At 70.8% G+C, this 23,366-nt stretch carries 22 protein-coding genes and 1 tRNA gene; 10 read left to right on the top strand and 13 right to left on the bottom strand.

The window, feature by feature from the left end:
- The first annotated feature begins 174 nt into the window (after positions 1 to 174).
- Complete coding sequence (locus tag QNJ12_RS02885) at positions 175 to 1,074, top strand: DUF6206 family protein (RefSeq protein ID WP_300618549.1); 900 nt, start codon at positions 175 to 177, stop codon at positions 1,072 to 1,074.
- 63 nt (positions 1,075 to 1,137) lie between these two features.
- On the top strand, positions 1,138 to 2,439 hold the full coding sequence (locus QNJ12_RS02880; protein WP_300618547.1) for an aminotransferase class III-fold pyridoxal phosphate-dependent enzyme: 1,302 nt from the start codon (positions 1,138 to 1,140) through the stop codon (positions 2,437 to 2,439).
- 57 nt (positions 2,440 to 2,496) lie between these two features.
- Here the strand turns inward: QNJ12_RS02880 and QNJ12_RS02875 are convergent, their stop codons facing one another.
- The 8 genes from QNJ12_RS02875 to glp all read right to left on the bottom strand — a co-directional run bounded on the left by QNJ12_RS02875 (position 2,497) and on the right by glp (position 9,759).
- Positions 2,497 to 3,354: a hypothetical protein gene (locus QNJ12_RS02875; protein ID WP_300618545.1), complete on the bottom strand. Its 858-nt coding sequence runs from the start codon at positions 3,352 to 3,354 to the stop codon at positions 2,497 to 2,499.
- A gap of 320 nt (positions 3,355 to 3,674) precedes the next feature.
- On the bottom strand, positions 3,675 to 4,430 hold the full coding sequence (locus QNJ12_RS02870) for a hypothetical protein (protein WP_300618543.1): 756 nt from the start codon (positions 4,428 to 4,430) through the stop codon (positions 3,675 to 3,677).
- Between the two features lie 557 nt (positions 4,431 to 4,987).
- A tRNA-Ala gene (locus QNJ12_RS02865) sits at positions 4,988 to 5,060 on the bottom strand.
- 41 nt (positions 5,061 to 5,101) lie between these two features.
- Positions 5,102 to 5,740: a hypothetical protein gene (locus QNJ12_RS02860; protein ID WP_300618541.1), complete on the bottom strand. Its 639-nt coding sequence runs from the start codon at positions 5,738 to 5,740 to the stop codon at positions 5,102 to 5,104.
- Between the two features lie 208 nt (positions 5,741 to 5,948).
- Entirely contained in the window at positions 5,949 to 6,434 is a 486-nt protein-coding gene (moaC, locus tag QNJ12_RS02855) for a cyclic pyranopterin monophosphate synthase MoaC (protein ID WP_300618539.1), read from the bottom strand.
- A gap of 62 nt (positions 6,435 to 6,496) precedes the next feature.
- Positions 6,497 to 7,399 (bottom strand): hypothetical protein, encoded by a 903-nt coding sequence (locus QNJ12_RS02850; protein WP_367281742.1) that lies wholly within the window; start codon positions 7,397 to 7,399, stop codon positions 6,497 to 6,499.
- Positions 7,400 to 7,479: 80 nt separating this feature from the next.
- Positions 7,480 to 8,481 (bottom strand): GTP 3',8-cyclase MoaA, encoded by a 1,002-nt coding sequence (gene moaA / locus QNJ12_RS02845; RefSeq protein WP_300618535.1) that lies wholly within the window; start codon positions 8,479 to 8,481, stop codon positions 7,480 to 7,482.
- A 75-nt stretch (positions 8,482 to 8,556) separates the two neighbouring features.
- Positions 8,557 to 9,759 (bottom strand): gephyrin-like molybdotransferase Glp, encoded by a 1,203-nt coding sequence (gene glp / locus QNJ12_RS02840; protein ID WP_300618533.1) that lies wholly within the window; start codon positions 9,757 to 9,759, stop codon positions 8,557 to 8,559.
- Positions 9,760 to 9,866: 107 nt separating this feature from the next.
- Here glp and QNJ12_RS02835 point away from each other — a divergent pair, with 107 nt between their 5' ends.
- Positions 9,867 to 10,418, top strand: a complete 552-nt coding sequence (locus tag QNJ12_RS02835; protein WP_300618531.1) for a putative glycolipid-binding domain-containing protein — start codon at positions 9,867 to 9,869, stop codon at positions 10,416 to 10,418.
- Between the two features lie 37 nt (positions 10,419 to 10,455).
- On the opposite strand, the gene QNJ12_RS02830 is transcribed toward QNJ12_RS02835, so the two are convergent.
- Positions 10,456 to 11,322, bottom strand: a complete 867-nt coding sequence (locus tag QNJ12_RS02830; protein ID WP_300618529.1) for a UTP--glucose-1-phosphate uridylyltransferase — start codon at positions 11,320 to 11,322, stop codon at positions 10,456 to 10,458.
- A gap of 138 nt (positions 11,323 to 11,460) precedes the next feature.
- Here QNJ12_RS02830 and QNJ12_RS02825 point away from each other — a divergent pair, with 138 nt between their 5' ends.
- The 3 genes from QNJ12_RS02825 to QNJ12_RS02815 are packed head-to-tail and all read left to right on the top strand — an operon-like array spanning position 11,461 to position 13,232.
- On the top strand, positions 11,461 to 11,778 hold the full coding sequence (locus QNJ12_RS02825; RefSeq protein ID WP_300618527.1) for an FmdB family transcriptional regulator: 318 nt from the start codon (positions 11,461 to 11,463) through the stop codon (positions 11,776 to 11,778).
- Entirely contained in the window at positions 11,778 to 12,578 is an 801-nt protein-coding gene (locus QNJ12_RS02820; RefSeq protein ID WP_300618525.1) for an S-methyl-5'-thioadenosine phosphorylase, read from the top strand. The genes QNJ12_RS02825 and QNJ12_RS02820 overlap by 1 nt, the downstream gene beginning before the upstream one ends.
- A gap of 45 nt (positions 12,579 to 12,623) precedes the next feature.
- Complete coding sequence (locus tag QNJ12_RS02815) at positions 12,624 to 13,232, top strand: hypothetical protein (RefSeq protein ID WP_300618523.1); 609 nt, start codon at positions 12,624 to 12,626, stop codon at positions 13,230 to 13,232.
- 13 nt (positions 13,233 to 13,245) lie between these two features.
- Here the strand turns inward: QNJ12_RS02815 and QNJ12_RS02810 are convergent, their stop codons facing one another.
- Positions 13,246 to 14,076, bottom strand: coding sequence for an undecaprenyl-diphosphate phosphatase (locus QNJ12_RS02810; protein ID WP_300618521.1), 831 nt, complete (start codon positions 14,074 to 14,076; stop codon positions 13,246 to 13,248).
- A gap of 34 nt (positions 14,077 to 14,110) precedes the next feature.
- On the opposite strand from QNJ12_RS02810, the gene QNJ12_RS02805 reads away from it, so the two are divergent.
- Positions 14,111 to 14,905 carry an SDR family oxidoreductase gene (locus tag QNJ12_RS02805; protein WP_300618519.1) on the top strand — a complete coding sequence of 265 codons (795 nt, stop codon included), beginning with the start codon at positions 14,111 to 14,113 and terminating at the stop codon, positions 14,903 to 14,905.
- A 259-nt stretch (positions 14,906 to 15,164) separates the two neighbouring features.
- Here QNJ12_RS02805 and QNJ12_RS02800 read toward each other — a convergent pair whose 3' ends face one another.
- Together QNJ12_RS02800 and QNJ12_RS02795 are read right to left on the bottom strand one after the other, a co-directional pair.
- Positions 15,165 to 16,532, bottom strand: coding sequence for a TldD/PmbA family protein (locus tag QNJ12_RS02800; RefSeq protein ID WP_300618517.1), 1,368 nt, complete (start codon positions 16,530 to 16,532; stop codon positions 15,165 to 15,167).
- Positions 16,529 to 17,935, bottom strand: coding sequence for a TldD/PmbA family protein (locus QNJ12_RS02795; RefSeq protein ID WP_300618515.1), 1,407 nt, complete (start codon positions 17,933 to 17,935; stop codon positions 16,529 to 16,531). Before QNJ12_RS02795 ends, QNJ12_RS02800 begins: the two co-directional genes overlap by 4 nt.
- A 123-nt stretch (positions 17,936 to 18,058) precedes the next feature.
- On the opposite strand from QNJ12_RS02795, the gene QNJ12_RS02790 reads away from it, so the two are divergent.
- Both QNJ12_RS02790 and QNJ12_RS02785 read left to right on the top strand, forming a co-directional pair.
- Positions 18,059 to 18,445: a thioesterase family protein gene (locus QNJ12_RS02790; protein ID WP_300618513.1), complete on the top strand. Its 387-nt coding sequence runs from the start codon at positions 18,059 to 18,061 to the stop codon at positions 18,443 to 18,445.
- Entirely contained in the window at positions 18,427 to 19,485 is a 1,059-nt protein-coding gene (locus QNJ12_RS02785) for a hypothetical protein (RefSeq protein WP_300618511.1), read from the top strand. Before QNJ12_RS02790 ends, QNJ12_RS02785 begins: the two co-directional genes overlap by 19 nt.
- Positions 19,486 to 19,570: 85 nt before the next feature.
- Here the strand turns inward: QNJ12_RS02785 and QNJ12_RS02780 are convergent, their stop codons facing one another.
- On the bottom strand, positions 19,571 to 21,184 hold the full coding sequence (locus tag QNJ12_RS02780; protein WP_300618509.1) for an acetolactate synthase: 1,614 nt from the start codon (positions 21,182 to 21,184) through the stop codon (positions 19,571 to 19,573).
- 227 nt (positions 21,185 to 21,411) lie between these two features.
- Between QNJ12_RS02780 and QNJ12_RS02775 the strand changes: the two genes are divergently transcribed.
- On the top strand, positions 21,412 to 23,355 hold the full coding sequence (locus QNJ12_RS02775) for a 1-deoxy-D-xylulose-5-phosphate synthase (RefSeq protein ID WP_300618507.1): 1,944 nt from the start codon (positions 21,412 to 21,414) through the stop codon (positions 23,353 to 23,355).
- Positions 23,356 to 23,366 lie beyond the last annotated feature (11 nt).

Raw genomic sequence — 23,366 nt, 5'->3', positions numbered from 1 at the left:
CAGCAGCGACACGTTCGGCTCGGAGACCCTGTCTCGATCCTCCTCCGACGCCCCCGAACGCGGTAGGGGCCTACGTCACCGGGCCCCTCGACGACCGAGCCGCCGACCTGGGAACGCTCGGCCGAGTGCGCCCGTATTAGCGTCCGGTTCGACGGCCGAGAGGGGTGACGGCCAATGCACGAGATCGAGATGAGCCAGGCCGAGCTCGCGGCGCTCGAGGCCGCCGTCGCCGACGCGCTGCGGGCCCGGGACGACTCGACGTTGCATGTCGTCGGCCGCGGCGAGATCACCATCGCGCTCGGCTGGCCGTTCGACGAACCCCGGTTCGCCTGCAAGCGGATCACGCCGTTCACCGACGATGAGTTCCGGCGGTATGCATCGCTCGTCGACGAGTACGTCGACCGGGTGCGGGCGTGCGGTCTGGCGATCCCCGACACCACGGTGATGGCGACCGAGCATCCGCGCGGTGTCGTCGGCTACGTCGTGCAACCGATGCTCGAGCCGTCCTCGTTCGGCAACCAGGTGCTCGCGGCGGCAGAACCTGACCCCGATCACCCGTTCCTGGCCGCAGTGGCCGACGCTCTCGGCGTCGTCGACCCGACGTTCAGCATCGACGCCCAGGTCACCAACTTCTCGTGGGACGGGGCGACGGCGACGCTCGTCGATGTCGGCACACCGTTCCTGTGGACCCCCGACGGACGCCTCCGCTTCGACATGCGGCCCTTCGCCAAGATGATCCCGGCCCCCGCCCGCCGGTCGGCGATGCGGGAGCTCACCGCGACCATCGACCGGTGGTCGCAGCCGCGGGGTGTGGCGGTCGACATCGTGGCCAACCTGATCCGGGAGGGCCTGACGGCGTGGGTCGACCCGATGCTGACCGCGCTGAACCGCCGCATCGACCTCGACCGGCCGATCACGGCCCGCGAGGCGCAGCGGCATTACGAGGACGACGTCGCGACGTTCCCGCGCCTGAAGCGCCTGCAGGCCGTCGAACGGTGGTGGCAGGAGACCGTGCGTCGACGCCCTTACGAGTGGTTCATCTGGACCCTGTACGACATCGAGTCGGGCGCCTGAACCGGACCGCGAGTGGTACACATGGAACAGATCTCGTCCGAGTCACGGAAGGGCCCGACACCCATGGGAGCCACCCCGATGCCACCGGACCTCGAGCGGCACCTCGCCGGGATGTCCGAGCACAAGCAGGACATCCTCCGCCGCTCGCACGACTACCTGATGCCCCATCGCGTGGCGACGTGGCTCGGGGCGGGCGTACCGCTCGTGATCGGTCGCCGCGAGGGGTACCGCATCTGGGACGTCGACGGCCACGAGCTGCAGGATCTGCACCTCAACGGCGGCACGTTCAACTTCGGCCACCGCAACCCCGAGCTGGTCGCCGAGCTCGTGGACGCCGTGCGGACGCTCGACGTCGGGAACCACCACTTCCCCAGCGAGGCACGCGCCCTGCTCGCGGAGCGCCTCGCCGAGCTCACGCCCGGCGACCTCCAGTACAGCGTGCTCGCACCCAGCGGCAGCGAGGCCATCGACATGGCGATCAAGTCCGCTCGCCGCGCCACCGGCCGCCGCAAGGTCGTCTCGTTCGAGCGCGGCTACCACGGCCGCTCCGGCCTCTCGGGCGCAGCGGGCAACGACGACCACGCCCGCTTCTTCGACAGCGCGTTCGACGACGACTTCGTGCGGGTCCCCTTCAGCGACGCCGACGCGCTCGCCGACACCCTCTGCGATGACGACGTCGCCCTCTTCATGGCCGAGCCACTCCCGGCCACAGCCGGCTTCCCGATCCCCGAACCCGGCTTCTACGCCGAGGCGCGTCGGCTCTGCGACGAGCACGGCACCCTGCTCCTCGTCGACGAGGTCCAGACCGGCCTCGGACGGTCCGGCAGGCTGTGGGCGATCGAGCACTTCGATGCCGAGCCCGACATGCTCGTGACCGGCAAGGGGCTCGGCGGCGGCCTCTACCCGATCGGCGTGCTGGTCCTCTCCCCCGATGCCGCCGGTTGGCTGCACGAGGACGGCTGGGGGTACGTCTCCACCTTCGGCGGCTCGGAGCTCGGCTGCCGCATCGCCCTCACGGCACTCGAGATCGCCACCCGTCCGGCAACGACGCAGCTCGTCGAGCGGAACGCAGCCCGCCTGCGCGCCGGCCTCGACGAGCTGGCCGAGCGGCATGCCCACCTCGTCGAGATCCGGCAGCTCGGTGTGATCTTCGCACTCCGGTTCGCGGGCGACCACGGCGCGCTCGTCATGGCCGCCGAGCTCTACCGCGCCGGGCTGTGGGCGATGCCGGCCGGATTCGACCGCAGCGTCCTCCAGTTCAAGCTCGGCCTCCTGGTCGACGACGCCTACTGCGACGAGGCCCTCGAGAAGCTCGACGGCGCACTCGCGCGAGTCGGCGGCGGGCCGTCCGGGTCGGCCGGTTGATCGACGCGGCCGCAGTACCGGCTCGGCGGCGCGCCGACGGCGTTCCGCAGGCCGTCGTCAGATGCAGGCCCCGGTCGCGGCATCGACGCCACGGGTGCAGAGGCTGGATGCCTCGACCGACACCAGCTCGTACTCGACCGAGGCGGCGAACGCGGTCTCCGGGAGGTCGTCGGCGGGCACCTGGCGACCTGTGACCCGTAGCCGAGCACCACGAGCGGCGTCGTCACCGAACGCCTCGTCGGGGAACACGTCGTACACGACCTCGGCGGTCGGTCCGTCGCCCGGCGCGGCCGCGAGCACCACATCCGGGGGCGGCGTCTCGGGGTCGGCGTCGAGGACCATCTGGCCGAGCTCGAGCATCGTCGGAGCGGTCGGCTGCATCCCGATCGCCGACACGACCTCGTCGGTGATGTCCCTCGGTGCGCCGAGGTAGACGAGCGACCACTGGGAGATCCACCCGGTCACGTCACCGGCGGTGACCTCCACCCAGGGCACCTGCGTCCGACCGCTGTCGATCTCCTGGGCGCGGCCGGTGAACACGAGCGGCGTCAGCGCCGGCAGCGATGCGGCCTCCGGCTGCTCGTCGCCCGGGAGGGTCCTGACCACGAACGTCTCGTCGAAGGCGACGCCCGGCACGTGGGCCACGGTCCCGGCGATGGCGACGTCGACCGGCTCGCCGGGCAAGGTCGTCGTCGTGGTCGTCGACGTCGTCGTGGGCGCCGGGCCCGCCGATTCGACGGCGACCGTCGTGGTCGATGCCGCCGTCGTGGTGGTCGCAGCGTCCGTCGTCGACGTCGTCGACTCGTCCGGTGCTGCCGCCGGACGCGGCAGCGTCTCGTCGGCGGAGCCGCCGCAGGCACCGACTGCTGCGAGCAGCGCGGCCCCGATCGCGAAGCGTCGGGGGTTCGTCCTCACACCACCCACATGCGCACACGGCGTCGCTTCCCGCAAGCGCCATCGGCCCACCGACTGCCCGGGCCCAATTCACCGACTCGCAGGAGCTCACGTTGTGAGCGTGCGCCATCGGCCGACGCACGAGGAACTCGACTGCGGAGTGGAGCTGAGGGAACCGCGAAGCCGCTTCGATGCGACGCGTCGGTCGTGTCCTGTTCGCGCTCCCGACGCGAAGACACCCGAGTGGGCCCCTGCAGAAGAGGGGCCCACCCGGGTTGCTCGGTGTCGGTCGTGGCGGACCGACCGACGCTGATGGGACGTGTGGTCGACTTCGGAGGCCGTCAGGCCGTGGCGGACTCCTTGCCCTCGATGGTCTCGGTGAGGAAGGCCTCGGGCACGGTGTCGGGGATCTGCTTGCCGTCTTCGCGCCGGACGTGCCAGACGAAGGCGGCGCCCATCACGGTGCAGATCGCACCGAGACCGAGGAGGAGGAACACGACGCCGAGCGAGAGCTGGAGGGTGCTGTGGGTGACGGCGCCGACGCCGAGCTCGCCGACGAGTGCGTGGGCGGTGCCGCTCCAGGCCTGGCTACGGGCGGGGCCGTCGAGCAGGTCCATGCGGTTGAAGCCGGTCCAGTAGCGACCGTCGACCGGGACGGTGTAGGCGCCGGGCTCGAGCACCTGGCCCTGGTAGGCGCTGACGACGCCGTTGTAGGTGCCGTCGGCCCCGAGCTGGCCGGACTCGATCGCGGCGTCGATGCCCGCCTGGTCGAGCATGACCGTCTGCTCGCCGTGCAGCACGTGGTAGACGATCGTCGCCATCTGGTACATGTACTCGCTCTGGTTGTTGACGACGGGGTCGTTGGGGTCGAGGCCGCCGGCGCCCATCACGACCGGGAAGTTCCAGTCGTCTTCGAGGAGTTGCATGATCGCCTGCGCACCTTCGGTGGTGCCGCGATCGACGAGCTCGCCGTCGTCGTTGTAGTTGAGCTCGACGTTCTGGGCGGCGCTGAACGCCTCGAGCGAGTTGTAGCCGGCGTCGACCTTGGTCCACGCCCAGCCGGCACCGACGAAGTAGCCGATCCCGACGATGATCATGAAGACTCCTAGGAGCCCGAGCGGCTTCCTGAGCATGTTGGCAACCCTTTCTGATCGGGGTCACTTCGTGAAACCGTTCACGAAGTGCTGATCCGAGTATGTTCCCTTGCGTGCGCAAATGTTCAGGGGACAACGTCACGGTCGGTGAGAGGTAGGTCACTTTGCGTTGGGACCAAAGTCCCTGACCTGGCGTGACGCGTGTGTCGATGGTCATCGACCGGGGGGCGTCTGACCCGGTCGCGTGTTGTTGGGCCCATGCCCGACGCGTTCATCGCCGATGCCGTCCCTCCACCCGTCGGCCACCGTCGCGTCGGCCTGTCGCGAGTCTCGTCAGCTGATGGCGTGTTCGACCTTGCCGTCGGCTCCCCCGCACCTCGATGCGGGAGTCGTCGTCCCCACGGAACCGGATACGCGTGCGCGTGGCCGAGTCATCCTCGAGCTCGGAGCAACGCTCCATCGACGTCGGCGGACGTCGACGCACCCTGTCGGACGTCCTGGGTCAGGGAGCGATTCGGGGGCGATCCGGCCCAGCGGTCACTCGCCCGAATCCCGAAGAGTGGAGCTGAGGGGAATTGAACCCCTGACCTCGTCATTGCGAACGACGCGCTCTGCCAACTGAGCTACAGCCCCGTGTGTCGGCCGGTGAGTCTACCGGCGCCGAGTCGGGATCGTCAGGAGTGCATCCAGTCGGTCGGCCAACTCTGGGCCTCCCGCTGGCGGGCCTGCGAGAGCAGGTAGGCGTACCCGCACAGCGCCAGGAAGGCGAGTGCGAACAGGTACAGCATCGCCGCGGCCTGGGTGGTGGCGGCGAGGAAGAGGGTGCTGCCGGCGACGAGCACGAGCATGAACAGCACGTTCGACCGCCGGCGGCGCAGTTGCTCGGCCGCTGACATGCCGTGACGCGCGACGTGGGTCTGGCGGTGCTGCTGACCCTGCTCGTGGTGCGGGCGAGGGTGCCCGCCGGTCGGGTCGCCGTGCGTGCGGCGGCGCTGGGTCGGCTGGTGCGGCGGCGCGAGCGTCGCGGTGCGGCCACCGTGGCTGCGCCCGGCGCTGCGACGGATCTGGGCCGGCTGCATGCCGGGGCGTCCACCGGCCGCCGGGCGCTGCAGCGGCGTCTGCGCGAGCGGGCGGGCCATGCCGCGCATCGGCGCACCGGCGCGACTCGGCACCGTGCTCTCGAGCTTGTTGAGCTGACGGCGGAAGTCGGTGACCGACGAGTTGGGCCGGTTCTCGATGCGACTGCGGAGGAGCGGCGGGATCAGCACGGCTGCCCAGGCAGCTCCGATGACCAGCAGGACGAGTTCGCCCATGTTTCAGAATCCTTCGATTGGGTGCAGGGACGCGAGCGGCGTCGTCTCGACGTGACGGCGGCGGCAACACCGCGGCGGAGTCGGAGAACAACGTTTCATTACGATTCTACGACATTCGTAACAGATCTGGCAACGCGAAACGTGGCAATCGTCACACCCGCGTCACCCGGTGTTCACGGGGCGACCACGCCGCCGGCGCACGCAACGGTCAGTCCTCCGCCCGGCGGTACGTGCCGGACCGCCCGCCGGTCTTCTCCCAGAGCGCGAGCTCGCCGATCGTCATGCCCCGATCGGCCGACTTGCACATGTCGTAGATCGTCAGCGCCGCGGTCGAGCAGGCGTGCAGCGCCTCCATCTCGACCCCGGTGCGATCGACCGTGTCGACGAACACCTCGACGGCCACGTGGTCGTCGCCGATGTCGAAGCTGACCGAGACCGCCCCGACCAGCAGCGGGTGGCACAGCGGGATGATGTCGGCGGTGCGCTTGGCGGCCTGGATGCCGGCCACCCTGGCGACGGCGAGCACGTCGCCCTTCTTGACCTCGCGGTTGGCGATCGCTGCTGTGGTCTCGGGCTTCATGAACACCTTGCAGCGCGCCACGGCACGCCGGTGCGAGGGTTCCTTCGGGGTGACGTCGACCATGCGGGCGTGGCCGAGCGGATCGAGATGGGTGAACTCGAGGTCGTCGTTCATGCACGGCCGAGGCTAGTGCGCGGCGCACACCCGACCCGGGCGATCCGCCCCGCCGGACACGCTCACGTGCCGAGGACGGGACCGGTGTCGACCACCTCGAACGCCGAGCCGGGGATCCCCTTGAGCTGGCCGAGATCGTCGTCGTCCCAGCCGGGGCTGGGAGCACCCTGGAAGAACCAGTTCGAGCCGTTGTCGGCGACGATCACCCCGTAGCGCTGCATCGCCACCGCGATCACCCGGGCCTGGCCGGTCAGGCCCGACGTGTCGTACGACGACGTCAGTCGCAGCCGCAGACCCATCGGCGGCAGGTCGGCGTCGGTGCGATCGGAGGCGAAGTGCGTCGCCGGCAACACGTAACCGCGACGGGTCCGTGAGAAGGTGATGCGGATCGCGTGGCGGATCTCCCCTGCGGCCACCTCGTCGTAGCGGACCAGCCCGGGCAGGATCGGCAACCCGGCCGCGTCGGCGCTCGTCCAACCGAGCGGGCGCAGGTCGTTCGAGGTGAGGTCGAACCGGGCGCCGCTGTCGGCGGCCCAGCCACCGCCCGACCGGAACGCCCGGTACAGCTCGAAGAGCTCGCAGGTGCCCGACCGCAGCACCAGCACGTGACGATCACCGCCGGCACCCGCGCCACCCTCGACGGGGGCGTCGAGCGGGATCGGGAAGGGCCCGGGATCGCTCTCGTCGCCGAAGGCCCGGTACTCGATCGCCACCTCGGGCTGGTCGGCCGGCACGACCACGAAGGGGATGCCGAAGTCCGGGTTCTCGCCGAAGTCGGGGTGCAGTCGGGTGCCGCCCGACGAGTTGATGCGGGCGATGATCGCGTCGGAGTCCGGGTGGAGCGGCGTGTCGGCGATCTCCTGGTTCCACGCGTTGTCACCCGGGAACACCGGGCAGCCGCCGACTCTCGGCCCGGGCGGGAGGACGCGGTCGGCCTGCTCGCCGACGGTGGCGGGCTCGTCGATCGCCGAGATCGCGGCGACGACGACTGCGCCGATGCCGAGCACGGCGGCGGACACTGCGACCGCTGCCGTGCGGCGCACGCTCAGCCGCCGATCTGGCTCATCGAGCGTTGCGGACGGATGAAGTTGACCTGGTTGATCTGGTGCCCCGCCCACTTGGTGCCGACCGCCGCCTCGATGCGTGCGGCGAGCTGGTCGTCGGTCTCGCCGCTGCGCATGGCGTCGCGCAGGTCGAACTCGTCGGTGGCGAACAGGCATGTGCGGAACTGTCCGTCGGCCGTCAGTCGGACCCGGTCGCAATCGCCGCAGAACGGGTTGGTGACCGTCGGGATCACCCCGACCTTGCCGGCGCCGTCGGCGTATCGCCACATGTTGGCCGGCGCCGCGCCGCGCGCCGGCAGCTGCTCGACCGCCCACTCCGCCGCGATCATGTCGACGATCTCCGCCTGGCCGACCACCTTCGCCCGCTGCCACTCGTCGGAGGCGTCGAGCGGCATGAACTCGATGAACCGCATCTCGAGGCCCTCGTCGCGGCCGAACCGCGCCAGGTCGACGACCTCGTCGTCGTTGACGCCGCGCTCGACCACCGCGTTGATCTTCACCGGGTCGAACCCGGCGGACTTGGCGGCCTGGATGCCGGCCAGCACGTTGTCGAGCTCGTCGCGACGCGTCATCTGCGCGAACTTCTCGCGGTCGAGCGTGTCGAGGCTGATGTTGATGCGGCTCAGGCCGGCCTCGCGCAGGTCGAACGCGCTGTTGCGCAGCGTGGCACCGTTGGTGGTGAGCGCGAGATCGACGCCGAGCGCGGCGAGCTTCGCCACCAGCGTCGTGACGTGCGCCCGGATGGTCGGCTCGCCGCCGGTGAGCCGGATGCCGTCGAAGCCGTACCGCTCGACGCAGATGCGGGCGATGCGCTCGATCTCCTCGAACGTCAGGATCTCGGACCGCGGCATCCACTGCATGCCCTCGGACGGCATGCAGTAGGTGCACCGGAAGTTGCAGCGGTCGGTGACCGAGATCCGCAGGTCGCGCACGACGCGATCGAACGGATCGACCAGGTCACGCGCATGGGCCCCCGAGGACATCGGCCCAGCCTACGGTGGTCGGCCGCCATCCGTCTGCTCGGGCGGCCGGCCCGCCGACAGCAGGGCGGGCCGTGGTCAGCCCTGCATCATGACGATCGCGACCTCGGCGCCGGCGGGCAGGCCGTCGCCGTCGGGCACGACCGCGATCGCGTTGGCGAGGGCGGTCGCAGCGAGCTGATGGCTGCCCTGCGCCCTGGCCGACCGCACGTGGCAGCGGCCGTCGTCCTCGAAGCCGGCGAGCACCCGCATCAGGTGCACCTTGCCGTCGGGGCGTCGGCTGAGGTCGTCGTCGGCGATCGCGACGAGGCTCTGACGGGCGAGCTTGCGGTGCCCCATCATCCTCCGCAACGCGGGGCGGGCCAACATCTCGAAGCTCACGATCGAGCTGACCGGGTTGCCCGGCAGACCGAAGATCGGCGTGCCCCCGATGGTGCCGAACGCGAACGGCTTGGCGGGCTTGATCGCGATCTGCATCCACGTCATGTCGGCGATGCGGCCGAGCACCGCCTTGACGACGTCGTAGTCGCCCATGCTGACACCACCGCTGGTGACGATCGCGTCGCACTCCGCTGCCGCAGATCGGAGCACCCCTTCGAGCTCGGCCTCGTCGTCGCGCACCGTGCCGTGGTCGACGACGTCGCAACCCGTCTCGCGGAGCATCCCGGCGAGCATCCGCCGGTTGCTCTCGCGGATCTCGCCGGGCGCCAGCGGGCGGCCGTCCTCGACCAGCTCGTCGCCCGTCGACAACACCGCGACCCTGGCCCGCGGATGTGCGCTGACCGTGCGGGCGTTGATGCTGGCCAGCACACCCACGATCGCCGGCGTCACCACCGTGCCGGCGGGGAACAGCAGGTCGCCGGGTTGCACGTCGTCGCCCGCCCGCCGCACGGCCGCGCCCGGCTCGACGGTGGCGCGCACACGCACGCGGTCGTCGCCCACGCGCTCGGTGTCCTCGACCATGACGACTGCGTCGGCGCCCGCCGGCATCGGCGCACCCGTCATGATCCGGATCGCCTCACCCGGCTGCAGGACGTGATCACTTGCGGCTCCGGCCGCCACCTCGTCCACGACGGGGAGCTCGACCTCGCCGGTCGCCGTGTCGGCGGCGACGACGGCGTACCCGTCGACGGCCGTGTTGTCGAAGGGCGGCACCTGCTCGGTCGCCGACACGTCGGCGGCCAGCACCAGGCCCTCGGCGTCGGCGAACTCCACGTCGGTCGCCGCCATCGGCGGGCACGACCCGATCACGAAGGTCTGGGCTTCCTCGAGCGGCTTCACCCGCCGAACGGTACCGCCGGGCGCTCGGGGCCGCCCCAACCGTGCCGTCGCGAACCCACCTCGACGTCAGCGCAGGAGGATCGGGCGCGACCCGGCACACTGTCCCCGTGACCGACCTGCTCGCCTTTCCCGCCGACGGCTTCGAGGCGCGATGGACCCGGTGGGACGGCGGCGACACCGAGTCGCTCGCACTGCGGTGGGAAAACGAGGCGTGGACGGCCGTCGTCCACCTCGACCGGGAGGATGTCGACTACGTCGTTCGGCTGTCCCCGCTGTGGCAGGTCCGACAACTCCTGCTGTTCCGCGACCTCGACGAGCCGGATCTCTGGTTGGGCACCGACGGGCGCGGCAGGTGGGGGGAGGTGAACGGCGCGCACCGCCCCGACCTCGACGGCGCCCACGACGTGTTCGTCGGGGGCAGCGTCTTCGCGCTCGCGCTCCCGATCCGGCGACTCCCGCTCCAGGTCGGCCACGCCAGCGACGTCACCGCGCTCGACATCGACGTCGAGAACCTGGGGGTCGTGCGCGCCCACCACGGCTACCAACGTCTCGCCGAGCACCGATGGGCGGTCTCGCTGGGCGACGAGCGGGTCGAGTTCGACGTCGACGCGTACGGGCTGCCCCACGACGTCGACGGCGTCGGCAGACGGTTGCACTGAGTCGCCGGCGACGCGGGCGACCCGATCGCGGGCTCGCTCAGACGACGAGTGACGCGAGGTGGGCTCGCAGCTCGTCACCCATCGACCGGTCGCGAAGCCCGAACGCGATCGACGCCTCGAGGAACCCCAGCGGGTTGCCGGTGTCGTGGCGCGACGTCCGCGCGAGCACCCCGTGGAACGGAGAACGCGCGGCCTGCGCCCGCAGCGCGTCGGTGAGCTGCAGCTCGCCGCCGCTCCCCGGCTCGAGGTTCGCGATCTCGTCGAAGACATCGGGCGTCAGGACGTAGCGACCGATGATGATGTAGTCGCTCGGCGCCTCGGCGACCGGCGGCTTCTCGACCAGGTCGGCGACGGGGATCACGCCGGCCTCGTCGATCGGCGCCGACGGTGCGAGCACGCCGTACGAGCTGACCTGGTCGCGTGGCACCTCCTTCACGCCGACCACGCTGCCGCCGCTGCTCGAGCACACGCCGTTCATCTGGGCCAGCAGCGACGAGTCACCCATCAGCTCGTCGGGCAGCAGCACGGCGAAGGGCTCGTCACCGACGGCCTCACGCCCGCAGCCGACCGCGTGACCGAGGCCGCGCGGGTTGTCCTGGTACGCGATCGTGACGCGCCAGTCGCGACCGATCGCCGCGAGCCGATCGGCGACATCGTCCTTGCCCTTCTCGCGAAGCGTCGCGACGAGGGCGTCGTCGGGCGCGAAGTACTGCTCGATCGCCGGCTTGGTTCGGCTGCTGACCACCACGATGTGTTCGATGCCCGCACCGAGCGCCTCGTCGATGATGATCTGGATCGCCGGCGTGTCGCCGATCGGCATCAGTTCCTTGGGGACCGCCTTGGTCGCCGGGAGGAAGCGGGTGCCCAGACCCGCGGCGGGGATGACGGCGCTACGCACGAGCATGGCGCGAACCATAGGACACCGGCACGGCGGTGACCACGAACACCCTGCGGTCGCTGCCGGCCGGTCCCGTGGGCCGACCGCGGAACCAGGCGTCCGACCCGCTTCGTCGCCCGCGAACGCCGATATCTTGCTGGTGTCATGCCGACGTACGTGTACAAGTTCATCGAGACGGGCGAGACCATCGAGGTCCAGCAGTCGTTCGCCGACGACACGCTGACCGAGGCCGTCCACCCCGACAGTGGCGAGACGATGGCGGTCAAGAAGGTCTTCTTGCCGGTCGGCGTCACCTTCAAGGGTGACGGCTTCTACAAGAACGACAGCCGCTCGAGCAACGGCTCGTCCAAGGATTCCTCCAAGGATTCGTCGTCGTCGAGCGACTCGTCCTCCTCGGGCGACTCGTCGTCGAGCTCGAGCTCGGTGGGCTCGGGCGCCTCCTCGTCCTCGTCCTCCGACTGATGCTGATCCCGCTCAGCGACCGGGCATCCGACCTGGGCGCTGAGGTGGGCGTCATCGGCGGCTCGGGCTTCTACGAGCTGCTCGACGACGCCGTCGAGGTGTCGATGCCGACGCCGTTCGGTGAGCCGGCGGGAGCGATCACCGTCGGCGAGCTCGCCGGACGTCGGGTGGCGTTCCTCCCCCGGCACGGCCGTCACCACGAGTACGCTCCGCATCGCGTCCCGTTCCGCGCCAACGTGTGGGCGCTCGCCTCGCTCGGCGTCCGGGCCGTCGTCGGGCCGTGCAGCTGCGGCTCCCTGCAGCCCGACCTCCACCCCGGCGACTTCGTCGTCGTCGACCAGCTCGTCGATCGCACGTGGGGGCGACCCGATACGTACCACGACGTCGGCGCCTCCGACGAGACGCCGGGTCACGAGGGTTCGGTGCACCATCAGGCGTTCGCCGACCCGTACGACGCCGACCTGCGACGGGTGCTCGTCGACGCCGCACGAGCAGCCGACGTCACGGTCCACGACGGCGGCACGATGGTGGTCATCAACGGGCCACGGTTCTCGACCCGCGCCGAGAGCGCCTGGTTCCGGCAGATGGGCTGGTCGGTGGTCAACATGACGGGCTATCCCGAGGCCGCGCTCGCCGCCGAGGCGGGCCTCCCGTACGCTACCGTCGGCCTGGTCACCGACTACGACGCCGGCGTCGACGGTCACGAGCCGGTCACGATGGAGGCCGTGCTCGAGGTGATGCGCCAGAACGTCGCGCGCCTCCGCGGCGTGCTCGCCCTGGCCGTCCCGGCGATAACCTGACCCGCAGCCGACTTCCCCTCGTCCTGTCTGTCAGGGAGGGTTGAGATGTCCGTTGTTCGCAGCCTCGCCGCGGCGCGTCGAGCTGTCGCCGTACGGAGGGTGGTCGCCAGGTACCCGTGGCTCCACTGGCTCGCAGTGCTCGTCGTCGCCGCCGCGCTGTCGGCGTCGGTGCTCGAACGACTCGATCGAGTCGATGCCGCCGCGGCGTCGTGGGGGTCGACCTCGTCGGTCTGGATGGCCACGCGGGCCGTCGGCCACGGCGAGCCGGTCGCGGCCGAGCTCGTCGAGTTGCCCGACGCCGTCGTCCCCGAGGGCGCCGTCATCGACGGCGACTTCGACGTCGCAGGCACGATCGCGCGCCAGCACATCGCAGCGGGCGAGATCGTCATGACGCACGACGTCGCCGTCGGCGACGGTCCCACCGCGCTCGTGCCGCCGGGTTGGCTCGCCGTCCCCGTGGTCGAGTCGCCGCCGTCGAGTGCCGGCGTCGGTGACCGGGTCGTCGCGGTCAGCGACGGGTTCGTGATCGCCGACGACATCGTCGTCACCGCCCGCGTCGACGACGTGACGCTGGTCGCCGTACCGGCCGACGCGGCCCCACTGCTCCCGGCCGCCGCCGAGGCGGGTTCGTTGACGTTGCTCCTCCGGCCCTGACGCAGGCGCGGCGTCAGCGCCAGCCGGCTGCGACCACCACCAGCACCAGCGCGCCGAGCGCGATCCGGTACACGACGAAGGGGGTGAACGTCCGGGTCCTGACCAGGCGGAGCGTGCCCCACACCGCCACCCAGCCCGAGATGCCGCTGGTGACGATCCCGACGATCATCGGCACCACGAGATCGTCGGGCACGCCATCGGCGAGCATCCCGCCGACCTTGAGCACGACGGCGCCGGCGATGACCGGGATGCTCATCAGGAAGCTGAGCCGGGCGGCCGAGTCACGATCGAAGCCGATCTGCCGAGCCGCGGTGATCGTGATGCCCGATCGCGACGTGCCGGGGTTGAGCGCCAGCGCCTGCGCCGCGCCGACGAGCAGCGCGTCGCGGGTGTTGAACTCGTCGACGGTGCGGCGGCCGAGCAGGCGGTCCGCCCACCACAGCAACACACCGAAGCCGATCAGCGAGATCGCGATGATCGTCGGCGTGCCGAGTTGCTCGTCGATCCATTCCTCGAACAACGCACCGACCGCCGCTGCCGGCAGCGTCGCCACCACGAGCAGCCAGGCGATGCGGCCTTCCGCGGTGACGGGTCGCTCGCGCCGGTACAGCAGCCGGACGCCCTCCCTGACGTACACGACGAGCTCGCGCCTGAAGTACGCGACGACGGCGACGAACGTGCCGAGGTGCAGCGCGACGTCGAACGATTTCTTCACCGATGGATCGTCGAGGTCGTTCCAGTCGAGCAACCACGGCACGAGCAGCAGATGGCCGCTCGACGAGATCGGCAGGAACTCCGACAGACCTTGCACGAGGCCGAGGACGATCGCATGGAGGATCGGCATGACCCCCGGACGGTACCGCCGTACCATCGTGATGATGAGGCATCCGCGCCGGTTGTTCGTGACGGGTGGCTCGGGGTTCCTCGGGCGCCACATCGTCGACGGCCCGGCGTCCGAGGGGTGGGAGGTGATCGCGCCGACGTCGCGGTCGCTGGACCTGCGCGACGCCGTATCGGTCCACGAGATGATCGCCGGCCGGCAGCCGGCAGCGATCATCCACACCGCGTATCGCAAGGACGATCGCACCTCGATCGTCGACGCCAGCCGTCACGTCGCGTCGGCAGCGGCACGGTGCGGCGCCCGCCTCGTGCACGTCTCGACCGATGCGCTGTTCGCCGGTCGCCTCGCGCCGTACACCGAGGCCGACGAGCCCACGGCTGTGCACGACTACGGACGGGACAAGGCCGACGCCGAACGCGAGGTGGCCGCGGCGTGCCCCTCGGCCGTCATCGTCAGGACGTCGCTGCTCTACGGCGTCCACGAGCTGTCCGGGCACGAACGAGCCGTGCGCGACGCCGTCTCGGGCACGTCGTCGATGACGTTCTTCACCGACGAGGTCCGCTCAGCGCTGCTGGTCGATGATCTGGCCGTCGCGTTGGTCGCACTGGCCGACCGCTCCGAGCCGAGCGGCGTGCTCAACCTCACCGGCCCCGACCCGCTGAGCCGCGCCGAGCTCGCCACGATGACGGCGCGACGGCACGGCTGGGACGCGAGCAGACTCCGCTTCTCCACCATCGAGGAGTCGGGCATGACCCGACCGGGCCACGTCGTCCTCGACTCGACCCTCGCCGCCGGCCACGGCCTCGAGGTCCGCGGCCCCGCCAGCTGGTAACGAACGACGATTCCGCGGGCCAGAGCCACCCACCGACGCCCATCTCACCGCCCGACCGCGTCGAAATACCGAGGTGGGCCGAGCCCGCAGGGCTCGCAGCGTCGAAGCGCAGCGAAGACAGCGAGCTCGGTCAGGCGAAGCCAGTCATTTCACTGGAGTCGACCGCACCCGCGCGGGCAGGGAGGTGAGGAGCCCAGCCAAGCGAGCAGCCGAGCTCCGGGAGGCGAGGGCTGCTAGCCCCAGCCCGTGCGAAGCCCGTTCAGCTCGCGCCGGACATCGTCACGTCACGGATCACGAGGCTCACGCCGGCTGCACGCATCGGCAACCAGTCGACGTCGTTGCCGATCTCGACGATGTCGAGCAGCATCCGCTGCAACGTCGACGCGATCGTGAACTCGCGCACTGGCTCGCCCACCTCGCCGTTGCGGATCATCAGGCCGGCGGCGCCTGTCGAGAAGTCGCCGCTGACGGGGTTGACCCCCGAGTGGATGCCGGTGACGCTCTGCACGAGGAGGCCGTCGTCGATGTCGGCGATGATCTCCTCCTGCGATCGAGAACCGGGTTCGAGCGACAGCGCGAGCGCCCCGACCCCCGGCGTGCCGGCATAGCCACCGCGGGTCGCGTTGCCGGTCGAGACGGTGCCGGCCCGGCGCGCCGAGTACGAGTTGTGCGTGAACCGGCGCAGCACGCCACCCTCGATCAGTGCGTTCCGGCGCGCTGCGAGCCCTTCGCCGTCGACGTCGGTGGCCGTGTAGGCGAGCGGGTTGGTCGGGTCGTCGATCAGGTTGACGAACGCGGGAGCGACCTCGTCGTCGAGGCGGTCGCGGAACAGGCTCCGCCCCTTGACGACGGCCTCGCCGTTGAGCGTCGAGGAGATGATGCCGAGGAACTGCGCGGTGACGAACGGGTCGAGCACCACCGTCGTGCGCGCGGACGGCGGCTTCGTGGCACCCAGCAGCCGGGTCGCGCGTTCGGCGCCGTCCTTGGCCGCCCGTTCGATGTCGAGCGCCGTCGGCGTGCGGCCGACGCTGAAGCCGAAGCCGGTCTGGGTCTCGTCGCCGTCGTCGGCCAACGTCGAGATGCTGACGTAGCACCCGTTCTCACGACCCCACTGCCGGATGCCGGTCGTGCTCGCCACCGCCGCCTCGCCGTACGCATCGGCGTAGTTGGAGTCGTCGATCCGGATCCGCGAGTCGTGTGCGGCCGTCAGCCGCTCGAGCTCCTTCGCCAGCTCGATCTTGGCGTCGGTGTCGAAGTCGGCGAGCTCGTCGTTCCAGAGTGCCTGGTCGGTGACCGGCACGCCGTCGGGCTCGGCGAGGCCGGCCCATTCGTCGATGGTGCCGAACTGGACGTTGTCGCGCGCCTCGGCGAGCACCTCCTCGATCGACTCGCTCGACAGCGTGCCGGCGTACGCGAAGCCGGTGCGGCCGTCGCGCAGCACGCGGATGCCGACACCTTCGGACTGGGCGGCGACGAAGTGCTCGACCTCGCCCTCGTAGACGCGGATCTCGGTGTCACCGCCGCGGGCGACGAAGGCCTCGACCTGCTCGCCCGGCACAGCCCGCTCGACGACTCGGTCGGCGAGCGCCAACAGCTCCGCGCCCGAGTCGGAGGTCGATGGGCTCACGCCGCGGTCCCGCCGATCGTCAGCGACTTCACCCGGAGGGTCGGCTGGCCGTCGCCGACCGGTACGCCCTGACCGTCCTTGCCGCACGTACCGGGATTGCCCATCGCGAAGTCGTTGCCGAGCAGATCGATGTCGCGCAGCACCTGCGGCCCGTTGCCGATCAGGTTGCCTTCGCGGAGGGGCTCGGTGATCTGCCCGTCCTCGATCAGGTAGGCCTCGCGCATGCCGAAGACGAAGTCGCCGGTGGCGGTGTTGACGCTGCCGCCGCCGAGGTGACTGACATACACCCCCTGGGGCGTCGAGGCGACGATCTCGTCAGGGTCGTCGGCCCCGTCGAGCACGAACGTGTTGGTCATCCGCACCATCGGCAGGTGCATGTAGCTCTGGCGACGACCGTTGCCGGAGGGCGCTCGGCCGTCCTTGCGCGAGCGCAGGTAGTCCCACATGTAGTCGGTGAGCACGCCGTCCTCGATCAGGACGTTGCGTCGCGTCGCGTGGCCCTCGTCGTCGTAGGCGAGCGTGCCCCACTCGCCCGCCATCGTGCCGTCATCGACGAGCGTGACGAGCGGGCTGGCGACGAGCTCGCCGACCTTGCCCGCGTAGACGCTGGCGCCCTTCTGGATGTGGTCGGCCTCGAGGCCATGCCCACACGCCTCGTGGAACAGCACGCCGCCGGTCCCGTTCTTGATGACCACCGGCATCTCGCCGGACGGAGCGGGCCGGGCATTGAGCTTGACGATCGCCTGCCGGGCTGCGTCGCGAGCGAGCTCGTCGAGGTCGACGTAGCCCTCGAAGCTCGGGTCGAAGACCTCCCAGCCGACCGTGTGACCCATCGACTGGAAGCCGGTCTGCATGCCGGTGTCACCGTCGGCCACGGCACTGATGCGGGCGAGGATGCGAACGACGTCGTCCTCGACGTGCACGCCGTCGGTGTTGGCGACGAGCACCCGCTTCCGGCTGTCGGCGTAGCCGGCGGAGACCTGCACGATCGCAGGGCCGGCGGACCGAGCCGCGTCGTCGACGCGCTGCAGGAGCTCGACCTTGGTGGCCTTCGGGATGACCTCGGGGAACTCGGCCACGGCGTTGACCCGGCGGGTCGCCGCCGCCTCGAGTGCCACGGTGCGGGTGCCGCCGTCGCCGCGGCTGGCCGCGGCCGCCGCTGCTTCGGCGGCCGCCGCGAGGCCGCGCTCGGTGAGATCGCTGGTGTGGGCGAACCCCGTCGTCTCGCCGTTGATCACCCGGATGCCCGCGCCGCGATCACGTCCCGACGTGACCTGTTCGATCTTGCCGTCGTCGAGTGCCACCGACGTGTTGCGTTTGTCCTCGGCGTAGACCTCGGCGAACTCGGCCCCCGTGGTGAGTGCCCGGCCCAGCGTCCGCTCGATGACATCCTGCGCGATCATCGGCTCAGGCTACGTGTCTCGTGGGGCGTTCGAGACACCCTCCTCCGGTACTTCCCACCGTCACGCAACCGTCACACGGAGTGTTCGACAAAGGGGGCGCGCGCGGCGTTAGCGTGTCGCGCGGTGAACGTAGCGGTGGGTCTCAAGGGCGAGGCGAAGCTCATCGTCAGTGCAGACGACACGGCGGTGGCGCTCGGTTCGGGCGATGTCGACGTGCTCGGCACCCCGCGCCTCGTCGCCCTCTTCGAACAAGCGACCGTCGATGCGCTCACCGGCGTGCTCGAAGAGGGCCAGTCGTCGGTGGGCATGCGCGTGCAGATCGACCACCTCCAGCCGACGCCCGTCGGCGCCGAGGTCACCGTCGAGGCCCAGCTCGAGAAGATCGAGGGCCGCCGCATCACGTTCACCGTCACGGCGTCGGATGCCGGTGGCCTCATCGCGGCCGGCAAGGTCACCCGGGTGATGATCGACGTCGAGAAGTTCATGTCCAAGTGCTGCCGCGCCGACTGACACGCACCGCCGCCGCAGCGCTTGCGGTCGCGTCGTGCGCGTCCGTCGACGGCACGGAATCGGGCGCCCTCCGCGACGCCGTCGTCGAGCCGGGTCTCGAAGCGATCGAGCAGGCCGACCCGGCCGCGTGCAACGCGGATGCGTCGGCCCTGCGCACCGCCCTCGACGTCTACGAGGTGATGCAGGGCGAACCGGCGCCCGACGAGGCGGCGCTCGTCGCCGAGGAGTACCTCCGCGACGAATCGACGTTGTGGGACGTCCGCGACGGCGCACTCGTCCCAGCCGACCCCGGCTGCGGCGTCGTGCCCGCCGACATCCCGGAGGCCGAGATCGTCACGTCGACCGAGCCGCTGCAGAATGCCGACGAGATCTACGCCGAGTTCAGCGCTGCCGACGTCGACCTCGTCGGCGGGCCCGACTGCGCGAGGGAGCTGGCGGTCATCTACGCCGGCGTCGAGCGCTTCGCCGCCGAACGCGGCGAGGGCCCCGGCGCGCTCGAGGAGCTCGACGGGTTCCTCGACCAACCCGTTGGCCGCTGGCAGACGGCCGACGATCGCCTCGTGCCGGTCGCCGGCTCGGGATGCGTCGACCCGACCGTCGCCGAGTTCACGAGCGCCTGCCGGGCTTCGGCACGGACACTCGTGGTCGCACGCGAGGCGTACATTGCGAAGTTCCCCGGCGCCGCCGAGCCGACCGAGCAGGATCTCGTCGACGCCGGGCTGCTGGGCAAGCTCGACGAACGGCTCGACCTCGTCGACGGCGCCCCGGCCGCCGTCGCCGGCAGCGAGTGCGCCGGCATCGACCTGACGCCGCCGCGCGACACCGACGGCGATTCGGTGGCGATCGAGGAGGAGTGCACCCGGTCGCGCCGCACGATGGAGGTGGCGATCGAGGCGTACCTGATCGAGCACGACGGCGCGCTGCCGGCGACCGAAGCCGATCTGATCGGCTTCCTCCGCGCCGAGCTCGAGCTCGTCGACATCACCGCCGACGGGTCGGTGATCCCCGCTCCCGGCTCGATCTGCGACGGCATGTGGTGACGAGCGGGTCGACGCGTCGACCCAGCGGCGGCCCGTCCCGCGGGTCGACGGTGAGGCCGCGTGTGCGACGCCGACGCCGCGGCGCTCAGGCGAGGTTGCTCGTTCTGGGGTAGACGTCGCCCGGGTCGGTCATCACGTTCACGAGGTACGGCACGCCGCTCGCGAACGCCCGGTCGAGCGCCGCGCCGACCTGCCCGGGTTCGGTGACGGTCTCGCCGTCGCCGCCGAGCGCCTTCACGACGTCGTCGTAGCGCGTGTCGGGCTGCAGGTCGCACGCCATGTCCCAGCCGTAGATCGCCTGCATCGGGTGCTTCTCCAGGCCCCAGATGCCGTTGTTGCCGACCACCATCACGACGGGCAGCTGGTGGCGCACGAGCGTGTCGACGTCCATCAGCGAGAAGCCGGCGGCGCCGTCGCCGAGCATCAGCACGATCTGTGCGTCCGGCCGGACGACGCGGGCCGCGATCGCCGAGCCGAGACCGCTCCCGAGGCAGCCGAACGGGCCGGTGTCGAGCCAGCCGCCCGGCTGGTGCACCTCGACGTACTTCCCCGCGTACGAGACGAAGTCACCGCCGTCGCAGATCACGACCGCGTCGCGCTCGAGCCGCTTGCGCAGCTCGCCGTAGACACGCGTCGGCTTGATGAGCTCGGTCTCGGCCTCGAGCAGGGGGACCTCGGCAGCGACCGCGGCCAACTCGGCATCGCGCAACTCGCTCATCCACGGCCCGTGGTCGCGTCGATGGCCGGCGAAGTTCGCCATCTCTGCCAGCACGGTGCTGATGTCGCCGACGACGGTCAGCACCTCGGCGTGGTCGGCGACCTGCGAGGCGGCGTCGACGACGTGGGCAACCGTGGCGTCACCGAACGTGCCGAAGCCCACCCGGAAGTCGAGCGGCGTCCCGATCACGACGACGAGGTCGGCGCGTTGCTTGAGCATGCCCCTGGTGCGCAGGAAGGCGTGCGGGTGGTCGGCCGGCAGCATCCCCCGTCCGAGCCCGTTGAAGAAGCACGGCACCCCGAGCGCGGTGGCGGCGGCCTCGAGCTCGACCCATGCGCCGTCCCAGTAGGCGTCGCTGCCCACCAGGAACGCCGGACGTTCCGCGCCGGCGACGGCACGGGCGAGTCGTTCGACGAGCTCGTGATCGGGCGCCTGGCCGCTCGCCGCGCCACCCGAGGGGATCTCACCCGAGGACGGTCCGAAGACGTCGAGCGGGAAGTCGAGGAAGACCGGTCCGCGATGCGGTTCGGTAGCGGTGCGGGTGGCTTCGTGCACCTGCTGGCCGGCGACACCGGCGTCGCCGACCGTGGCGGCGTACTTCGTGATCGGCGCCATGACGGGCACGTGATCGAACTCCTGCAGCGAGCCGGCGCCCCACCGAGCCGACGGCGCCCGCCCGCCGAGCACCACCACCGGTGAGCCGTTGAACATCGCGGAGGTCACGGCGGACACGCCGTTGGTGACGCCGGGCCCTGCGGTGAGCGCAGCGACACCCGGTTGTCGGGTCAGCTTGGCGTAGGCCTCGGCCGCGAACGCGGCCGACTGCTCGTGGCGGGTGTCGACGACGCGCATGCCGCGATCGCGCGCCGCCTCGTAGAACGGCCAGATGTGACCGCCGTTGAGCGTGAACATCACGTCGGTGCCGAACTGCTGGAGTGCTGCGACCGTCTGCTGCCCGGCATGTCCTTCGATCCGCGTCATGGTCGCAGCGTACGTCCGGTGACCGTTCGGGACGGGCTCCGCCGACGGGCCGGACCGGAAGTGCGCGAGGCCCTCGGGGTCGGCGCCTCGAGACCTCGCCGTCGACGCCGCGCATCCGGGGCCCCGCTCGCCTCTGTGCCCGCGCTCTCCCCCGGGACGGCCCGAGGCGTCGGGAACGGCGAGCTGAATGCGCAGGCCCTCTGGGTCACCGGTAGCGTGACCGACACATGTTCCTCGAGCGCGTGAACGAACCCGCCGACCTCCGCGGCCTGTCGTACGCCGAGCTCGACGCGCTCGGCGGCGAGATCCGAGACTTCATCGTCGCCGCCGTCAGCGAGACCGGCGGTCACCTCGGCTCGAACCTCGGCGCCGTCGAGTTGTCGCTCGCGCTGCACCGCGTCTTCGAGTCGCCGACCGACGCGATCCTGTGGGACACCGGCCACCAGGCCTATGTGCACAAGATCGTCACCGGCCGGCGCAACCAGTTCGAACAGCTCCGCCAAGAGGGCGGTCTGTCCGGCTACCCGAGCCGCGAAGAGAGCCGCCACGACCACATCGAGAACAGCCACGCGTCGACGGTGCTCAGCTACGCGTACGGCATGGCGATCGCCCGCGACGCCGGCGTCGACGATCACCGCCACATCGTCGCCGTCATCGGCGACGGTGCGATGACCGGCGGCATGGCCTACGAGGCGCTCAACAACCTGGGTCACAGCAAGCGCCAGGTCATCATCGTCCTCAACGACAACGGACGCAGCTACGCGCCTACGGTCTCGAACCTGTCGGCCAACGCTCAGGGCGTCGACGAGCGGGCCCACCACCCGAGCATCCCCGACAAGCTCACCGACCGTCTCGCCCACGCGCTCACCGACATCCGGCTGAACCCGGTGTACGTGCGGCGGCAGCGCCGGCTCGAGGACTTCCTGCACAACCTGCCCGGTGTCGGCCCGCAGGCCGAGAAGGCGATGGAGGCGTTCAAGGCCGGCGTCCGCGAGTTCCTCCAGCCGCCGTCGTTCTTCGAGGCGCTGGGGGTGCGCTACGTCGGCCCGGTCGACGGCCACAACATCGAGGAGATGGAGGCTGCGTTCCGCAACGCCGAGGAGCTCTCGGTCGAGGGACCGATCATCGTCCACGTGCTCACCCAGAAGGGTCGCGGCTACTCCCCCGCCGAGGACGACGACGAGAAGCACCTCCACGACGCGCCCGTCTTCGACCCGTTGCACGGTCCGCCCAAGGCGGTGCCCACCGGCTACACGCAGGCGTTCGCGGAGGGGGTCATCAAGGTCGCCGAGCGCGACGAGCGGATCGTCGCGGTCACCGCCGCGATGCCGGGCCCGACCGGTCTGCTCCCGTTCGAGGAGCGGTTCCCCGACCGCTGCTTCGACGTCGGCATCGCCGAGCAACACGCCGTCGCCGGCGCCGCCGGCATGGCGATGTGGGGTCTACGGCCGGTGGTGGCGATCTACTCGACGTTCCTCAACCGGGCCTGGGACCAGGTCGTCTACGACGTGGCGATGCACCGTCTGCCAGTCGTCTTCTGCCTCGACCGCGCCGGCATCACCGGACCCGACGGCGCCAGCCATCACGGCGTGTACGACATGGCGCTGCTCGCCAAGGTGCCGGGCATGCGCGTGCTCGCGCCATCGAGCGCCCAAGAGCTCCACCAGATGCTCGACGACGCCGTCGACCTCGCCGACGACGGTCCGGTCGTCATCCGCTACCCACGCGGCTCGGCGCGTCAGGTCGCCGAATCCGAGGTGGGATCCGGTCTCGCGGCCCGGCTGGCTCGACCGGGTGACGGCGCCGCCGTGATCCTGGCGATCGGGCGGATGCTCGAGCACGCCCTCAAGGCCGCCGACACCCTGGCGGCCGAGGGCATCGACGTCGAGGTGTGGGACGCCCGGTCGTGCGCTCCGATCGACCCCGCGATGATCGAGGCGGCCGCGTCGTGCAGGGTCGTGGTCACGGTCGAGGACGGCATCCGGGACGGTGGCATCGGCATGACCATCGCCGACCAGATCGCGGCGCTCTCGCCCGACGTCATGATCGACCCCCTCGGCATCCCGACGCGGTTCGTCCCGCACGGAGACCCACGCCAGATCCTCGCCCGCCTCGGTCTCGACGCGACCGGCATCGCCGCCAGCGTCCGGGCGCAGCTCGACGCCCGCTAGCCGGCTGCCGA

It is taken from the genome of Ilumatobacter sp., from assembly GCF_030065885.1.
In the GTDB taxonomy this organism is placed as follows: Bacteria; Actinomycetota; Acidimicrobiia; order Acidimicrobiales; family Ilumatobacteraceae; genus Ilumatobacter.
The sequence above is the reverse complement of the archived record's forward strand: the minus strand, read 5'-3'. Positions and strand labels throughout refer to the sequence as shown.

What these genes read in the sequence shown, in the direction of transcription:
- QNJ12_RS02810 (WP_300618521.1), bottom strand. Translation starts at nt 14,076, where the DNA reads ATGCCGATCCTCCATGCGATCGTCCTCGGCCTCGTGCAAGGTCTGTCG.
- moaA (WP_300618535.1), bottom strand. Translation starts at nt 8,481, where the DNA reads ATGTCCTCGGGGGCCCATGCGCGTGACCTGGTCGATCCGTTCGATCGC.
- QNJ12_RS02830 (WP_300618529.1), bottom strand. Translation starts at nt 11,322, where the DNA reads ATGCTCGTGCGTAGCGCCGTCATCCCCGCCGCGGGTCTGGGCACCCGC.
- QNJ12_RS02820 (WP_300618525.1), top strand. Translation starts at nt 11,778, where the DNA reads ATGCTGATCCCGCTCAGCGACCGGGCATCCGACCTGGGCGCTGAGGTG.
- QNJ12_RS02805 (WP_300618519.1), top strand. Translation starts at nt 14,111, where the DNA reads ATGAGGCATCCGCGCCGGTTGTTCGTGACGGGTGGCTCGGGGTTCCTC.
- QNJ12_RS02780 (WP_300618509.1), bottom strand. Translation starts at nt 21,184, where the DNA reads ATGACGCGGATCGAAGGACATGCCGGGCAGCAGACGGTCGCAGCACTC.
- moaC (WP_300618539.1), bottom strand. Translation starts at nt 6,434, where the DNA reads ATGAACGACGACCTCGAGTTCACCCATCTCGATCCGCTCGGCCACGCC.
- QNJ12_RS02825 (WP_300618527.1), top strand. Translation starts at nt 11,461, where the DNA reads ATGCCGACGTACGTGTACAAGTTCATCGAGACGGGCGAGACCATCGAG.
- QNJ12_RS02870 (WP_300618543.1), bottom strand. Translation starts at nt 4,430, where the DNA reads ATGATCATCGTCGGGATCGGCTACTTCGTCGGTGCCGGCTGGGCGTGG.
- QNJ12_RS02880 (WP_300618547.1), top strand. Translation starts at nt 1,138, where the DNA reads ATGGGAGCCACCCCGATGCCACCGGACCTCGAGCGGCACCTCGCCGGG.
- QNJ12_RS02795 (WP_300618515.1), bottom strand. Translation starts at nt 17,935, where the DNA reads ATGATCGCGCAGGATGTCATCGAGCGGACGCTGGGCCGGGCACTCACC.
- QNJ12_RS02815 (WP_300618523.1), top strand. Translation starts at nt 12,624, where the DNA reads ATGTCCGTTGTTCGCAGCCTCGCCGCGGCGCGTCGAGCTGTCGCCGTA.
- QNJ12_RS02885 (WP_300618549.1), top strand. Translation starts at nt 175, where the DNA reads ATGCACGAGATCGAGATGAGCCAGGCCGAGCTCGCGGCGCTCGAGGCC.
- QNJ12_RS02860 (WP_300618541.1), bottom strand. Translation starts at nt 5,740, where the DNA reads ATGGGCGAACTCGTCCTGCTGGTCATCGGAGCTGCCTGGGCAGCCGTG.
- QNJ12_RS02775 (WP_300618507.1), top strand. Translation starts at nt 21,412, where the DNA reads ATGTTCCTCGAGCGCGTGAACGAACCCGCCGACCTCCGCGGCCTGTCG.